Origin of the sequence: Corynebacterium gottingense (assembly GCF_002285125.1) — a bacterium.
Lineage (GTDB): Bacteria > Actinomycetota > Actinomycetes > Mycobacteriales > Mycobacteriaceae > Corynebacterium > Corynebacterium gottingense.
Window position 1 is genome coordinate 40,239 of record NZ_NSGN01000001.1, and the last position, 14,680, is coordinate 54,918.

The following is a 14,680-nucleotide window of genomic DNA, read 5'->3' on the forward strand; positions in this document are numbered from 1 at the left end:
GAGGGGAAGACGTGGCGTCGATAAGCGACGAACCCGGGGCGCTAGTGAACCTCGAGGCCGCGCGAGCGGAAGATGTCGCGGATGTGCTCGACGTGCTCGGGCGACGGCGGAGTGACGTCGTCGAGCTCGTACGGCATACCGATCTTCTTCCACTTGTCGGCGCCCATGTTGTGGAAGGGGAGGACCTCGACGCGCTCGACGTTGTTGGTCCAGCGGGCGACGATGTCGGCGACGTTGTTCACGTTCTCCTCGGAGTCCGTGTAGCCGGGCACGACGACGAAGCGGATCCAGACGCGCTTGCCCTTCTCACTGAGGCGGTCGCCGAAGTCGATGGTGGGCTGCAGCTGGCGCTTGGTCACGCGCTGGTACGTCTCCTCGTCACCGGACTTCACGTCGAGGAGGAACAGGTCGATGTTGTCCAGGTCCTCGTCGCGCAGGCGCGCACCCAGGTAGCCGGAGGTGTCGATCGTGGTGTGGATGCCCGCGGAGTGCACCATCTTGAGCAGGCGACGCGTGAACGCGATCTGGAACAGCGGCTCGCCGCCGGAGAGGGTGAGGCCGCCGCCGGTGGCGTCGAAGATGCGCTTGTAGCGCTTCACACGGTTCGCGACGGACTCGACGGATTCGAGGGTGCCTTCCTTCATCTCCATCGTGTCAGGGTTGTGGCAGTACAGGCAGCGCAGGGGGCAGCCGGATAGGAAGATGGTCATGCGGGTGCCTGGGCCGTCGACGGCGGTGACGAGCTCCCACGAGTGGACGAGCCCGATGTCGCCGGTGCGCCGCGCCTCGAGCAGCTCGGGTCGGGTGATTTCCATGTCGGCGTCGGCGGTGCCGCCAAGGCCCGCGGCGACGCCTCTGATGCGTTCGCCCTGCTGGGGTTCGAGTGTGACTACGCCGGTTGTGCCATCTTGCGCCATGGCTGGCCTCCTGTGCTGTGTGCTTATCGACGCGCCCCACCGCCCACCCCGAAGGGCGAGTCAGTGGGGCGCTACGTCCTGGTTATGCCGCTGGTTATGCGCCGCGGTGGAAGGTGCGCGAGATCACGTCGCGCTGCTGCTCCTTGGTGAGCTTGACAAAGTTCACCGCGTAGCCGGACACGCGAACCGTCAGGTTCGGGTAGTTCTCCGGGTGTTCCATTGCGTCCTCGAGGGTGTTCTGGTCCAGCACGTTGATGTTGGCGTGGTACAGACCAGAGTTCATGTTGTTGGCCTCGCGGGAGGCCTTCATGGAAGCCATACGGTCTTCGAAGGTGTGGGTAGACATTGTGGTGTGCTCCTTTTCGGGGAAGTGGTGATTAGTGGGGTATTGAGTTGTCCGTTGCCGGTCGGCCGGTGGGCCGACCGGGCGGGCCCGGGTTTATGCCGGGTGGATCTCTGCGTCCGCGTTGTCCATGATGAAGCCCGCGTCGAGGACGCCGACCAGGTTCTTGACCTGCTCGTCCTTGTTGCGGCCGAGGCCGGACGGGGTGATCGTGTTGGTCAGCGAGATGCCGTCCAGCGCGTCGTTGTAGTCGAGCTTACCCACGGACAGCATGGAGGCGACCATGCCGTGGTTGTCGGCGCCGTTCTCCGGGTTTGCGCCCGGTGCGAACGGGGTGCCGGCCTTGTGCCCGGACGGGAACGAACCGGTGGCCTTGCCGTAGACCACGTTGGAAGTGATGGTCAGGACGGACTGGGTCGGGATCGCGTCGCGGTACATCGGGATCTCTTTGATCTTCTGCATCACGGTGTGGACCACGGTGGCGGCGATGTCGTCAGCGCGGTCGTCGTCGTTGCCGTAGAACGGGAACTCGCCCTCGGTCTTGTAGTCGACGACCAGGCCGGATTCGTCGCGAATCGGCGTGACCTTCGCGTACTTGATGGCGGACAGCGAGTCGGCGACGATGGACAGGCCGGCGATGCCGCAGCCCATGGTGCGAACGATGTCGGAGTCGTGCAGCGCCATCTCGACGGCCTCGTACGCGTACTTGTCGTGGCAGTAGTGGATGATGTTCAGGGCCTCGACGTAGGTGCCGACAACCCAATCCAGCATCTCCTCGTACTTCTGCCAGACCTCGTCGAAGTCCAGCGGGCCGTCGCCGGTGATCGGGGTGTGGCCCTCGGTGACCTGCTTGCCGGTGACCTCGTCGCGGCCGCCGTTGATGGCGTACAGGAGGGACTTCGCCGCGTTGACGCGGGCGCCGAAGAACTGCATCTGCTTGCCCACCGGCATCGGGGAGACGCAGCATGCGATGGCGGCGTCGTCGCCCCACTGGTCACGAATCTGCTTGTCAGACTCGTACTGGATGGAGGAGGTCTCGATGGAGATGGCGGAGCAGAACTCCTTGTAGCCCTCCGGAAGCGCCGGGTCCCAGAAGATGGTGATGTTCGGCTCCGGTGCCGGGCCCAGGTTGCGCAGGGTCTGCAGGAGGCGGAACGAGGTCTTGGTGACCTGGTGGCGGCCGTCGGAGGAGAAGCCAGCGTCGGACCAGGTTGCCCAGTACGGGTCGCCGGAGAAGATCTGGTCGTAGTCCTCGGTGCGCAGGAAGCGGACGATGCGGAGCTTGAGCACCAGGGCGTCAATGATCTCCTGTGCGTCTTCCTCGGTCAGCGTGCCGTTGGCCAGGTCGCGCTCGAAGTAGATGTCGAAGAAGGGGGAGAGGCGGCCGATGGACATTGCGGCACCGTCCTGGCTCTTCACGGAGGCGAGGTAGCCGAAGTAGGTCCACTGCACGGCCTCGTGAGCGTTGGTCGCCGGGCCGGAGATGTCGAAGCCGTAATCGGCTGCCATCTTCTTCAGCTTCTTCAGCGCCTTGATCTGCTCAGCGTGCTCCTCGCGGTAGCGTGCCCAGTGCTCGGAGAAGCCCTTGTCCAGGGAAGCGTCCTTGGCGGCGAGCTTGTCCTCGATGAGCTTGTCCACGCCGTAGAGGGCGACGCGGCGGTAGTCACCGATGATGCGGCCGCGACCGTATGCGTCGGGCAGACCGGTGACGATGTGGGAGGAGCGAGCTGCGCGGATGCGCGGGGTGTAGATGTCAAAGACAGCGTCGTTGTGGGTCTTGCGGTAGGAGGTGAAGATCTTCTTCACGTCCGGGTTGACCTCTTTGCCGGCCTCCTTGATGGCCTGCTCGACCATGCGCCAGCCACCGTTCGGCATCATCGCGCGCTTGGTCGGGACGTCGGTCTGCAGGCCGACGATCACGTTGTCGTCTTCAGAGATGTAGCCGGCGGGGAAGGCGTCGATGTCTGCCGGGGTCTCGGTGTCAACGTCGAAGACGCGACGCTCGCGCTCGACGGAGAGGTACTTCTTGTCCAGCGTGTCCCAAGCGCGGAGGGTCTTTTCCGTCGGGCCGGCGAGGAACGATGCATCGCCGTCGTAGGGGGTGTAGTTGCGCTGGACGAAATCGCGAACATTAATCTCGTCGGTCCACGGGCCTTCGGCAAAGCCGTCCCATGCGGTGTTCTGCGATGCAGCAGTTGTAGCAGTCACTTTGAAGAACGATCCTTCTAGTCTTGAGGGTTTTCCACGATGGGGACGCGCTAGCACTTTCCCAGGTTCCCGTTCAACATCTGCCACCGGAAATCTTTCCGGCCGATGATTTGAAGCGCTACCATCGTTGTGTCCCAATTATAAGGTGAGACCATTGCGAACCCGCTACTTTCAACCGTGTGACCTTGGCCACCAGGGGTGAATTACCCCCGCAGACACGGCAAAAGGCCCGGTCGTGTGGACCGGGCCTCGGATCTCGGGTGTAGGCGGGGGTACGCTACAGCACCCGACGGGGGGAGTGCTTAGTTTTCGCCGTTGGTATCGCGAACCTCTTCAAAGGTGTCCTCAGCGCCGTCGACGTTGGCGCGCAGCTTGTCCAGCGCGTTGCGGCCGTGCTGCTGCTGCAGCGTGGTGGCGAGGTTGTAGCGATTCGGGGTGAGCGCGTTGTTGGTCCAGGTGTACATGGACACCAGGCGGTTGCGCACGCCGACGAGGAAGGAGACGTGGACTGCCAGCCACATCATCCAGCCGAGGAAGCCTGCGACCTCAACCTTGCCCATCTTCACCACGGCGTTGTAGCGGGAGACGATCGCCATGGAGCCCTTGTCAAAGTACTCGAACTCGTCGCGGGCGGCCGGCGCAACGTCGTGCTCGACCTGCTCCTTGATGATCCGGCCGACGTACTCGCCGGACTGGATCGCCACCTGGGCAACGCCGGGGAGGCGGTTGCGGTTCATCATGTCGCCGATGATGAACAGGTTGTCCTTGTCGCCCACCGTGAGGTCCGCGTTGACCGGAACCTTGCCGTTGCGCTCTGCCTCGACGCCGACCTGCTCGGCGATCTGCTTGCCCAGCGGGGAAGCCTGTACGCCTGCAGACCAGATCTTGGTCGCCGTGCGCAGCGTCGTCTCCTCGCCGGAATTGGTGTCCTTGTAGGTGACGCTGCCGGCATCCACGTTGGAAACCAGGGCGTTGAGGACGACGGTGACGCCCTTGCGCTCCAGCTCACGCTGCGCCTTCTTGCCCAGGCGCTTCCCAAATGGCGGGAGGACCTGCGGCATGCCGTCGATAAGCACGATCTTTGCTTGCGACGGAACGAAGTTCTTGAACTGGCCCTTGAAGGAGCGGTGGGCCATCTCGGCCACCTGGCCAGCCAGCTCGACGCCGGTCGGGCCTGCGCCGACGATGACGAAGGTGAGCAGCTCGTTGCGCTCTTCCTCGGTCTCGGCGAGCTCTGCGCGCTCGAAGGCGGAGACGAGGCGGGCACGGATTTCGAGGGCGTTGTCCACGGTCTTCAGGCCGGGAGCGAACTCGGCGAACTGGCCGTTGCCAAAGTAGGACTGGCCGGCGCCCGCGGCGACGACGAGGGAGTCGTACGCGTAGGTGCGGGTGAACGCGCCCTCGTTGGCGGTAACGGTCTGGCCCTCAACGTTGACGTCGGTGACGTCGCCACGTACGACGCTCACGTTGTCCTGGCCCGCGAGGATCTGGCGGACCGAGGTGGCAATCTCACCGCTGGAAAGCAGGCCGGTTGCCACCTGGTAGAGCAGCGGGGCGAAGAGGTGGTAGTTCGTGCGGTTGATCAGCGTAATGTCCACGTCCGCATCCGCGAGCTCGCGGGCGGCGAACAGGCCACCGAAACCAGCGCCAATAATGACGACGTGGTGGCGGTTGCCTGCGGGACGGTACGGCGCTTCTGTCATAGGTAAGACTCCTTGTACCTAATTTAAAGACAAGTCTGGAAATTTCCCCTGCACATACTACGCCGAATTCCCTGAAGCTCCACAGGCGGGTGCCGACGTGGCATCGCTGGGATCCGGCGCGCACCCGCTACCATCAGCCGAGTGACCTCCCCACACGACATGAACGCGTCCAGCGTCCCCGAGCATTTGGCAATTATCGACGCCACCGCGTGGCCCAGTGTGGCCGCCGTCCCCGGAGGGCGACTCGATAGGTGGCGGGCGGGCCGGGCAGAGGCGCGCTTTGCGGCGGCGTGCGCCAACGCCGGCATCCGCGTCGACGGGGCTGCCCCGGACGTCGTGGTGGATTACGCCGAGGTGTTCCAGCGCGTCGCCGCCAACGGCTGGGTCGGGCTGGCCGAGGGGTACTTGGCCGGGGAGTGGCACACGCCGGACTCTGAGCGGCTCGTGCAGGTGCTGCGCAAGCTCGTCCAGTCCGGCTACGTGCCGTCCACGCTGCGCGTCGCGCCGGCGAGGTCGCACGAGAGCGGGGAAGTGCCGCCCAGCCTGATTCAGCACTACGCGGGCGACGGCGTGAGCCCGTTCCAGGGCCACTTCGCCACCGGCGTGCCGACGCGGGAGCGGGTGCGCGTGAAGTCGTACGCGCGTGGCGCGGGGCATGGCAACGAGCCTGCGCGACACTTCGTGGACGTGACCGAGATCGCCGCGCCCCAGGACGAGGGGACGACCCGCTCGGATTTGGCGGACGCGCAGGCGCGATCCGTAGCAATGCTCCTGCAGGCGGCTGGTGTGCGCGACCGGTCCCGCGTGCTGGAGTATCCGGCGTCCGGACCCGCGGTCACGCTGGCGGCCGGGGACAAGGTCGAGTGCGTGACCAATTCGCCGGAGTCCGCGGACGCGCTGCGCGAGCAGCTCACGTTCGCGGGCGTACCGGGTCAGGTCAGGGTCAAGCGGCTCGGGCGCGGGTACGACGCGGCGGTGTCGCTCGAGCACCTCGAGACGCTGAGCGACGACGACAAAGCCGAGTTTCTCACGCAGCTCGGGTCTGCGGTTGCGCCGGGTGGCAAGGTGGCGATCCAGACGATCGTGGCAGGGCCGGAGATGAATAAGGCGGCGCGGGCGGCGTTGGCGTCGTTGAGGGCGTACGTGTGGCCGGGCCTGAGCTACGTATCCACGGAGACGTTGGCGCGGATCGTGGACCGCAAGACCGGGCTGCGCATCATCGCGGAGACGCACGCGCCACAGCACCTGGCGACGTCGCTGGGGTTGCAGCGCGCCACCTTTGATTCGCACCTGCGTGACGCGGCCGCGGACGGGTTCGATCCGGTGTATCGGCGGCTGTGGGTGTGGCAGCTCGCGCTGCGTCAGGCGCTCGCGGAGCTGCGGATGATTGATCTCACGCAACTGACGCTCACGGCGCGGAACCGGCGGGGGCGGCGGTAGATGGAGGGGCGTGGTGGCGTCGAGAAGCGTGGGCCCGCGCGTTAGTTGACATAATGTACATTATCGGACAAATACGCATATATATTACGTCAAGTGACGTAATATAGGACGGCTACTGGTGCATGTTGAGGCGGATGTTGACCTCGCCCTGCTCGTCAATCTTGGCCGCCACGAACTCCGGCGACTCGACGCCGTAATCCGCCCGGTTGATCGGGACATCGCCCGCGACGATCAGCGACGAGCCGGAGCGCGCGACGTCGAACTCGTGCGTCACCGTGTTTGTCTCGCCGTGGATGGTCATCTCGCCGGTGAGCTCCACCTTGGCCACGGAGCCGTCATCCGGCACCTGAGATACGTCCGCCGGCTCCGTGACGCGGAACGTCGCCTCCGGGAACTGGTCCGTGTGTAGGATCTTGCGGCGGACGTTGGAATCGCGGACGTCGCTATCGCTCGTCAGGTTGGTCATGTCGACGGTGATCTCGCCGGCGGTGAGCGTGCCGGCCTCAATATCCGCCGAGCCGCTCACGCCCTCCGTTGAGCCCGAGGTGACCTTCTCTTGGCCCGGGAGGATCTCAAAGAACGTAAAGCCCGCCGACGAGCCGTTTGGGCCCGGGCGCGACGAGACTTTCCAGTGGCCGTCGAGAGGCGTATCGGCGGCCTTGAGGCGCGACTCGTCAATGCCTTCGGTCTTCACGCCGTTTCCAAACAGCCCCCCGAGCGCGAGCGGGACGAACGCGACCGCAAGCAGAATGACCACGATGATCGACCCGGCGACGATGAGCAGCGTCCGCCTGCGCTTCAGTGCGGCCTCGTCGAAACTTTTTCCAGCTTCAGTGCCGTTGTGCATACCTGTTACCTTAACCTCTCGATGCTGTGGGACAGATTCACCATTTCGTCACATAAGTGACGTAATTCCTCCGGGGTCGCGCCCTCGTTTGCCGCGGTCTGGACGTCCTCCGCCGCGCACCGCAGCTGATATAGCTGATCGCGCAGGTCCGCAACCTTTTTCGGCGAGAGGATGACTGCGTCCGCAGGGATTTGGGTGCCGGAGAGCGAGTGCCGCTGCTCGTACGCGCGCTGCTTGCACGAGGCGCTACAGAACTTCCTCCGGCGGCCCCTACCCTGCTGCTCGGGCATCTGCCCTCCGCACCACGCGCACGTGGGCGCCTGCTTTCCTTCGCTAGCCACACGGCAAGCCTAATACACGCGCCGCGCCAAACCCCATCCGCGGGAACAATGCGGGCAGGTTGACCGTTATACTGTATCGACTGGGAATGCTTGCAATGGCTTGCAGTGACTCGCAATGAAGGGATTGATACAGCATGGCTGATCGTGTGCTCCGTGGAAGCCGCATGGGTGCAGTGAGCTACGAAACCGACAGGGACCACGACCTGGCCCCGCGCCAGATGGCAAAGTACCGTACCCCCGACGGGGAGGTTTTTGAGGTCCCCTTCGCTGATGATGCGGAGATCCCCGAGGAGTGGATGTGCAAGAACGGCCAGCTCGGCACGCTGATTGAGGGCGAGGGCGTGGAGTCCAAGCCGGCCAAGCCGCCGCGCACCCACTGGGACATGCTGCGCGAGCGCCGCAGCATCGAGGAGCTTGACGTCCTGCTCGAGGAGCGCCTCGAGCACCTGCGCAAGCGCCGCCGCGCCGCCGCGCGACTGGCAAAGGAGCAGCAGGGCGAGAAGTAAGCCCCGAACATACGCAACGGCCCGGCACAGTGAGTCCACTGTGGTCCGGGCCGTTGGTCGTTGGTGCTTAGCGCTGCTTCTTGGTCGCCTCGTAGCGCACGAGACCGAGGCCCTCGCTGATCATCTCAGTCGCCTGGCTCACCATGTCGGTGACCTTGCCCGGTACCTTGCGCAGGGGGCTGTTGTTCAGCTCGTAGTTGCCCAGCTTCGCGCCCTCGGCGATCATGTTGACCACCTGCTCCGGCAGCTGGTCGGCCTTCGCGCCGAGGCGGGAGAGCTTCGAGTTATCAAACTCGTACTGAAGCAGCTTGCCGCCCTCCTTGGCCATCTCGCTGACCTTCCAGGACTTCTCCTTCACGCCCCACTTCGTCACCTCGACGAGGGACTGGCCGGCGAAGCTCGCGTCCAGCTTGGACTCGCCCAGCGTGCGGTCCTCAAAAGTAATGGGTACCTCGCGCACGTCGAAGCCGGCGTCGATGACCTTGTGCGCCAGGTCCACCTGGAAGATGTAGCCCTTGTTGGACAGCGCGTCCAGGTCGATGGCCTCGAGGACCTCGCGGCGGAACGCGCGGTAGCCGGCGGTCATATCGGCGACGTCGTCACCGAGCGCCAGCGAGATGTACTGGTTGCCCAGCTTGGACAGCAGGTAGCGCTGGCGGGGCCAGTTCTTCGCCTCGCCGCCCTCGACGTAGCGGGAGCCGATCACCAGGTCGCCGCCGCGCTCAATCGCGGTGAGCAGTCGCGGCAGCTCCTCCGGCTTGTGGGAGCCGTCCGCGTCCATCTGGCACAGCACGGCGTAGTCACGCTCCAAGCCCCAGCGGAAGCCGGCGCGGTAGGCGGCGAGCAGGCCCTCCTTGCCAGCGCGGTGCAGGACGTGGACCTCATCGTGCTTCGCCGCCAGCTCATCAGCCTTGTCGCCGGTGCCGTCCGGAGAGTTATCGTCCACGATCAGTAGGTCGACCTCCGGGTTCGCCGTCAGTACGCGCTCCGTAATCAGCGGGATGTTCTCCAGCTCGTTGTAGGTGGGGATGATCACCAGCGTTGCGTTCGCCATGGGCGATTGACTCCTTTTGCAGATACGTCTTGTTGGGTATTCGTTTCGGTTCGCGGAAGTGGGTGCGGGCCTGTGGTGGGGCCGCGTGGGCGTCGCTAAGCCATGCGCTCCTTCTCCGCGGGACTCTTAGCAGCATACTCGCGCTTGGGGCGCGCCACGGCACCGAGCGCGACCGCGGCACCGCCGAGTACTAACAGCCACTCTAGCCACTGGCCGAACCGCACGGCTGGGGTGATGGAGTCCTTGAGCGGGAGCTCCTCCTGCAGGTGCGCGGCCTGGAAAATCTCGCTTTGTTGGGAGACGGAACCGTCTGGGTGCACGATCGCAGAGACCCCGGAGGTCGCGGCGACGACCACGGCGCGGTCGGTCTCGATCGCGCGCATGCGGCTCATGGCCAGCTGCTGGTAGGTCATGTCGGTGAAGCCGAAGGTCGCGTTGTTCGTCGGGGTGGCCAGCAGCTGCGCGCCGTTGCGCACCGCCATGCGGTAAGCCGGATCCTCCGCGACCTCGTAGCACGTGGCCACGCCGACGACCGTCGTTCCCATCCGGACCACGCCCGGGCCATCGCCGGGCTTGAAGTCCCCGGCCAGATCCACCATGTCGGAAAAGTTGCGGAAGAAGTCGCGCATGGGCATGTACTCGCCAAACGGCTGGAGGAAGCGCTTGTTGTGCCGCTCGCCCACCGAGCCGTCCGGGTTGATGACCACCATGGTGTTGCGCTCCCCCACCTGGTCGCGCGTGAGTGTGCCCACCAGGACGGGGACGCCGACGGCCGCAGCGGCCTCCTTGACCAGCGCGCCCGCCTCCGGGTCCGTAAACGGGTTGACGTCCGAGGCGTTCTCCGGCCAGATCACCAGGTCAAGCGGCTGTCCTTGATCCTTCGCGTCCTGCGCCAGCCGCTTGGTCTCCTCCACGTGATTGCTCAGCACCGCGCGGCGCTGCGCGTTGAAATCCAGCCCGAGCCGCGGGACGTTGCCCTGCACTGTCGCCGCGCGGGCCGTCCCAACCTCGTGGGCGGGCGTGTTGACCGCAGCCGACGCCGCCAGCCCCAAGACCAGCGGCGCCACGACCGCGACCCCGCCCGCAGCGCGTGCGCGCCCGCGGGCGACCACCAGCGCCGCCAGCCCTGCGCCGGCGAGCACCACCGCCAACGTCACGAGCGCGGGCCCGCCGAAATGCGCAAGGTTGCCAAGCGGACCGCCGATCTGCCCCCAAGCGAGCCGCACCCAGGCGAACCCACCGAACGGGAACGAGGAGCGACAGAACTCCACGGCCACGTACACCAGTGCGAATGCGGCGAAGCCGTAGCGCCAGCGGGCAACGAGCGTGCCGAAGGCGCCGGTGGCCAGCGCGTACAGCGCCAGGAAGACGGAGAGCGCCACATACGGCATCGCGCCCACGAACTCACCGATCCACGGCAACAGCAGGAGGTAGCACACCAGCGCCTGGACGAGGCCGAGACCAGCGCCCGTCCACACCCCGGGCCGCGCGCTCCCCCACGGCGCGAGCGCGCCAAAGAGCAGCGCCATCGCGAGGACGCCCGCCCACCAGAGCCCGTGCGGTTCGTAGGACAGGTACGCCAGCGCGCCCGCCCCCGCAGCCAGCAGCAGTCGCAGCACTCCCCGCACCTACTTGTCCTTTCCGCCGTCGGGCTCTTTGCTTGTCGACGCCCCTCCGTCCCCGTCGCCACGATCATCCTTCGGGCCTTCGGCGCGGAACATGGCCTCGAGCTCGTCGGCATCAATGACGTCGTGCTCCGTGTCCTGCTCGTGCGCCTGGTGGCGGCCTGCCTGCCGGCCGGTGCCGAAGTTGCCGTAGCTGGTCTGGAACTGCGACAGCGGCGAGGTGTTGTACACGCGGACACCGAAGTTTTCCATGCTCCGGATCGTCCGCGTTCTGATGAAGCGGCGCAGGAACCCGCGGGTGGGGCCGAAGACGAGCAGGAACCCGAGCAGGGAGCTGACGAAGCCGGGAATGATGCACAGCAGCCATCCCGTCATCAACAGGGCGGAGTCCCCCGCTACCCTGCCGAGCGACGAGCGCCCCTCGGCGGCGTTCACCAGCGTGCCCCGCAGCGCGAGGCTGGCGAGCGCACCACCGAGAAACATCAGCGCGAAGGTGGCGAGCAGTGCCCAGCCGACGCCGATGAGCTTGGCAACGCCGAAGAACGCGAGTGCCTCAATGAGAAAGTAGGCGAAAATAAACAGCGGCATGCGGCCAGACTACCTGTCCAGCTGTCGCACGAGCCATTTGACGTCACCAGCCAGATGTTGGAAATACGGGCCATAGTGGTTGACGCCCGTCCTGCCCGGCACGCGCGGCATGCGGCGCGTCTGCAAGGGAATCTCCCACGCGTTCGCGAGCGCGGTGAGCTGCGGGTACGGGATGATGTCGTCGTGGAGCGAGCCCCAGAACCGGGTCGGGATGCGCAGCGGGCGCCTGCGTCCGAGCGCGATCGACTCGAGGTGCTCGGAGGTGCCAGGGAGGGAGTGGAGGAGCTCCGCCATGCTGAGGCCACTGCGAGTCCACCGGGTCGTGTGCGCCCAGGGGCGGCGAAGCGACGCCCCGACGGCACAGAGGTCCGAGTCCGCCAGGATCGTCGCGGCACCTTCGGGGCTGAGGTGCGGCAGGATCTCATCCGCCAGATCCGGGTGGTGCGCCATGAGTCCCGCGACGGCGTAAAGGATCACCACGGAGGGCATGGCGCCGTCGACGTGGTCGAGCATCGGCACGAGCGCGGCCGGGGGCGCGCCGACGACGGCGGCTTGCGGCTGGAGCTCCGGGGCGTACTCCGGGCGTTCGAGCCAGGCGCCCACTGCCCCGCCGCCCTGGGAGAAGCCCCACAGGCCGAGCACGGTGGTGTCGACGGAGAGGGATGAGGCGGCGCGGGTGGCGTCGATGAGCGACTGCGCGGCGGCGACATGGTCGCAGTACAGCTGCACGTTCTCCGCCGGGTTTCGGGGGTAGTCGGTGAGCACGACGTTGGCGCCCGCCGCGAGCAGCAGGTTGATCGCCGGCTGCTCGTAGGCGGCGATGAGGTCCCACGGCGCGCGGCGCGGGGCGAGGCCGACGGTGCAGGAGTACGAGGGATTGCAGCGCGGGGCGACGCCCTGCGTGGAGGGGGCGAACGCGATGGTGGGGCGCGGGCCGTGGCCCGGCCAGGGGGTGCGCGAGCGGAAGACCGCCCCGGTGGCGGTGAGGGCGCGGCCGTCCTCGTCCGCAGTAACGTAGTCGATCCCCCAAACGTCGGCGGGGTTGAGACGCTTGGTCAGGCCTACGGCCTTGATTTCGCGGGCGTTGAGGAGGGATCCGGGAGTCATGCCCGTCACCCACGTCGGCGTGGTGTGCTCCGGCTCGGTGCGGCGGGGGTCGTGGAGGGCGTCGACAAGCAGCCCCGCGATTGTGCGGGTGAGAGGAAACATGCGACCTACCTCGGCATATGACGCCAAATCGGGCGCGGGACGAGGCGCATGACCAGCGCGAGCGCGGCGAGGCGGCGCGGGATCCACACGGTTGTGCTGCGGCCCCGCTGGGCGGCGTCGACGACCGCATCGGCGACTTCGTCCGGAGTCACCGACATGATCGCGGGCGTCATCCCCTCCGTCATCGAGCCGATAACAAACCCGGGGCGCGCGGTGATCAAGTGCAGCGCCGAGCCGTGGAGCCGGTCCGCCAGGCCCTGGCAGAACGCGTCGAGCCCCGCCTTGGTGGAGCCGTAGACGTAGTTCGCGCGGCGGGCCCGCCAGCCGGCGATGGATGAGAACGCAAAGATGTTGCCGCGACCCATGACGTCCGCCAGCACGGTCAGCGCGCTGATTTGTGCGAGGTAGTCCACGCTGCCGATGCGGACGGCCTCGGACTCGTCGCGCTCGGCGCGCGACTGATCGCCGAGGACGCCAAACGCGACAACGGCGGTGGTGATCTCCTCCGCGGCGTGCACGGATTCCACTATCCGGCGGTGGGACTCGAGCTCCGTGGCCTCAAACCGGATGCACTCGACGCGGGTGGCGCCGGCGTCGCGCAGACGCTCCGCGATGGCGCGGGCGTCAGCGCGTTCGGGCTCGCGCATGGCCAGCACGACCCTCCGCCCGGAGCAGACGCGCAGGGCGATGGCGGTGCCAATGTCGCTGGTGCCGCCGAGCACGAGCACCGTGCCGGTGGTGGGCGGTTCGGCGGTCCTCCCGCCGCGGATGGGTCGAGACATGGGCTTAGCGGAGGTCGCGGGAGACGTTATCCAGCGAGACTGCGCCGTCCTCGTCCAGGTAAACGATGTCTTCCAGGCGCATGCCCCACTTGCCCGGCACGTAGATGCCCGGCTCGATGGAAAACGCCATGTTGGCCTGCAATGCGGTGTCGTTGCCGGCGATGATGAACGGGTCCTCGTGGCCCGCCAGGCCGATGCCGTGGCCCAGGCGGTGCGTGAAGTACTCGCCGTACCCGGCCTCCTCGATCACGCCGCGCGCCACCGCGTCCAGCTCGCCGGCGGTGATGCCGGGGCGTGCCGCGGTGACCGCCGCCTGGTGGGCGCGGAACAGTACCTCGTAGGCCTTGACCACCTCGGGATCCGCCTTCGCAGGGTCGCCGCCCACGATGTAGGTGCGGGTGCAGTCCGAGTGGTAGCCAGAATCCAGCGTGCCGCCCAGGTCCACGACAACTACGTCGCCGTCTTCCAGCACGCGCTCGGAGAAGTCGTGGTGCGGGTTGGCGCCGTTTTCGCCGGAGCCGACGATGACAAAGTCGACGGACTCGTGCTCGTCCATGATCAGGCGGTCCAGCTCGGCGGCCACCTGCGCCTCGGTGCGGCCCGCCACCAGGAACTCCGGCACGCGGGCGTGGACGCGGTCGATTGCCTCGCCGGCGCGCTTGAGCTCTGCCAGCTCGGCCGGTTCCTTAACCATAAAAAGCTCGGCGAGCGTGTCCGTTGCCAGACGGGTCTGCGGGAGCAGGGCCTGCAGCGCGAAGACGTGGTTGGCGGTCAGCGAGCTGCCCAGCGCCACGGGTGCGGACGCATCGAGCGCCTCAGTTGCCAGCTGGTACGGGTCCTGCCCGTCCTGCCAGCCGCGGATTTCCACATCGTCGCCGGCAACGCCCAGGCTGCCAATGTCCGTCACCGGAGCGACGAGCACGACCCGCCCGTCCGGCCCGATGGCCAGGGCGGTGAGCCGCTCGTGCGAGGAGGCCCAGGAGCCGGTGAGGTAGGCAAACTCCGGGCCGGTGCCAACAACCAGGCCCCCGAGCTTGTGCGCCGCAACGAGCTCGGCGGCACGGGATCGACGGTGTGCGAACGTGGACTGATCTATACGCGTCATGCTGGCAATGAT

The 14,680-nt window shown here is 66.7% G+C and carries 13 protein-coding genes; 2 read left to right on the plus strand and 11 right to left on the minus strand.

What is annotated here, in order from left to right; genetic code table 11:
• Positions 1 to 41: 41 nt before the first annotated feature.
• The 4 genes from pflA to CKJ82_RS00220 form a co-directional block, all read right to left on the minus strand.
• Positions 42 to 917 carry a pyruvate formate-lyase-activating protein gene (gene pflA / locus CKJ82_RS00205; RefSeq protein ID WP_095276661.1) on the minus strand — a complete coding sequence of 292 codons (876 nt, stop codon included), beginning with the start codon at positions 915 to 917 and terminating at the stop codon, positions 42 to 44.
• A 94-nt stretch (positions 918 to 1,011) separates the two neighbouring features.
• Positions 1,012 to 1,263: an autonomous glycyl radical cofactor GrcA2 gene (gene grcA2 / locus CKJ82_RS00210; protein ID WP_095536570.1), complete on the minus strand. Its 252-nt coding sequence runs from the start codon at positions 1,261 to 1,263 to the stop codon at positions 1,012 to 1,014.
• Positions 1,264 to 1,356: 93 nt separating this feature from the next.
• Positions 1,357 to 3,468 carry a formate C-acetyltransferase gene (gene pflB / locus CKJ82_RS00215; protein WP_095536571.1) on the minus strand — a complete coding sequence of 704 codons (2,112 nt, stop codon included), beginning with the start codon at positions 3,466 to 3,468 and terminating at the stop codon, positions 1,357 to 1,359.
• A 302-nt stretch (positions 3,469 to 3,770) separates the two neighbouring features.
• Positions 3,771 to 5,171: an NAD(P)/FAD-dependent oxidoreductase gene (locus tag CKJ82_RS00220; protein WP_095536572.1), complete on the minus strand. Its 1,401-nt coding sequence runs from the start codon at positions 5,169 to 5,171 to the stop codon at positions 3,771 to 3,773.
• Positions 5,172 to 5,312: 141 nt separating this feature from the next.
• Between CKJ82_RS00220 and CKJ82_RS00225 the strand changes: the two genes are divergently transcribed.
• The gene (locus CKJ82_RS00225) at positions 5,313 to 6,611 is read left to right on the plus strand and encodes an SAM-dependent methyltransferase (protein ID WP_240510577.1); all 1,299 of its coding nucleotides are present in this window, start codon (positions 5,313 to 5,315) and stop codon (positions 6,609 to 6,611) included.
• A gap of 112 nt (positions 6,612 to 6,723) precedes the next feature.
• On the opposite strand, the gene CKJ82_RS00230 is transcribed toward CKJ82_RS00225, so the two are convergent.
• Positions 6,724 to 7,458 carry a YceI family protein gene (locus CKJ82_RS00230; RefSeq protein WP_095536574.1) on the minus strand — a complete coding sequence of 245 codons (735 nt, stop codon included), beginning with the start codon at positions 7,456 to 7,458 and terminating at the stop codon, positions 6,724 to 6,726.
• A 475-nt stretch (positions 7,459 to 7,933) separates the two neighbouring features.
• On the opposite strand from CKJ82_RS00230, the gene CKJ82_RS00240 reads away from it, so the two are divergent.
• Positions 7,934 to 8,305 (plus strand): RNA polymerase-binding protein RbpA, encoded by a 372-nt coding sequence (locus tag CKJ82_RS00240; RefSeq protein ID WP_095276641.1) that lies wholly within the window; start codon positions 7,934 to 7,936, stop codon positions 8,303 to 8,305.
• 67 nt (positions 8,306 to 8,372) lie between these two features.
• On the opposite strand, the gene CKJ82_RS00245 is transcribed toward CKJ82_RS00240, so the two are convergent.
• The 6 genes from CKJ82_RS00245 to CKJ82_RS00270 all read right to left on the minus strand — a co-directional run bounded on the left by CKJ82_RS00245 (position 8,373) and on the right by CKJ82_RS00270 (position 14,668).
• Complete coding sequence (locus CKJ82_RS00245) at positions 8,373 to 9,359, minus strand: polyprenol monophosphomannose synthase (protein WP_095276638.1); 987 nt, start codon at positions 9,357 to 9,359, stop codon at positions 8,373 to 8,375.
• Positions 9,360 to 9,454: 95 nt separating this feature from the next.
• The gene (gene lnt, locus CKJ82_RS00250) at positions 9,455 to 10,987 is read right to left on the minus strand and encodes an apolipoprotein N-acyltransferase (protein WP_205691319.1); all 1,533 of its coding nucleotides are present in this window, start codon (positions 10,985 to 10,987) and stop codon (positions 9,455 to 9,457) included.
• Positions 10,988 to 11,572 (minus strand): FxsA family protein, encoded by a 585-nt coding sequence (locus CKJ82_RS00255; protein ID WP_095536134.1) that lies wholly within the window; start codon positions 11,570 to 11,572, stop codon positions 10,988 to 10,990.
• 9 nt (positions 11,573 to 11,581) lie between these two features.
• Positions 11,582 to 12,781 (minus strand): lipase family protein, encoded by a 1,200-nt coding sequence (locus tag CKJ82_RS00260; RefSeq protein WP_095536135.1) that lies wholly within the window; start codon positions 12,779 to 12,781, stop codon positions 11,582 to 11,584.
• A 5-nt stretch (positions 12,782 to 12,786) separates the two neighbouring features.
• Entirely contained in the window at positions 12,787 to 13,563 is a 777-nt protein-coding gene (locus tag CKJ82_RS00265; RefSeq protein ID WP_095536576.1) for an SDR family oxidoreductase, read from the minus strand.
• Between the two features lie 4 nt (positions 13,564 to 13,567).
• Entirely contained in the window at positions 13,568 to 14,668 is a 1,101-nt protein-coding gene (locus tag CKJ82_RS00270) for a M24 family metallopeptidase (protein WP_095536577.1), read from the minus strand.
• Positions 14,669 to 14,680: the final 12 nt, after the last annotated feature.

Bases quoted from the DNA above. Each gene is read 5' to 3' on its own strand.
- pflA (WP_095276661.1), bottom strand. From the start codon at position 917: ATGGCGCAAGATGGCACAACCGGCGTAGTCACACTCGAACCCCAGCAG.
- CKJ82_RS00255 (WP_095536134.1), bottom strand. From the start codon at position 11,572: ATGCCGCTGTTTATTTTCGCCTACTTTCTCATTGAGGCACTCGCGTTC.
- CKJ82_RS00240 (WP_095276641.1), top strand. From the start codon at position 7,934: ATGGCTGATCGTGTGCTCCGTGGAAGCCGCATGGGTGCAGTGAGCTAC.
- grcA2 (WP_095536570.1), bottom strand. From the start codon at position 1,263: ATGTCTACCCACACCTTCGAAGACCGTATGGCTTCCATGAAGGCCTCC.
- CKJ82_RS00220 (WP_095536572.1), bottom strand. From the start codon at position 5,171: ATGACAGAAGCGCCGTACCGTCCCGCAGGCAACCGCCACCACGTCGTC.
- CKJ82_RS00265 (WP_095536576.1), bottom strand. From the start codon at position 13,563: ATGTCTCGACCCATCCGCGGCGGGAGGACCGCCGAACCGCCCACCACC.
- CKJ82_RS00270 (WP_095536577.1), bottom strand. From the start codon at position 14,668: ATGACGCGTATAGATCAGTCCACGTTCGCACACCGTCGATCCCGTGCC.
- CKJ82_RS00230 (WP_095536574.1), bottom strand. From the start codon at position 7,458: ATGCACAACGGCACTGAAGCTGGAAAAAGTTTCGACGAGGCCGCACTG.
- CKJ82_RS00245 (WP_095276638.1), bottom strand. From the start codon at position 9,359: ATGGCGAACGCAACGCTGGTGATCATCCCCACCTACAACGAGCTGGAG.
- CKJ82_RS00260 (WP_095536135.1), bottom strand. From the start codon at position 12,781: ATGTTTCCTCTCACCCGCACAATCGCGGGGCTGCTTGTCGACGCCCTC.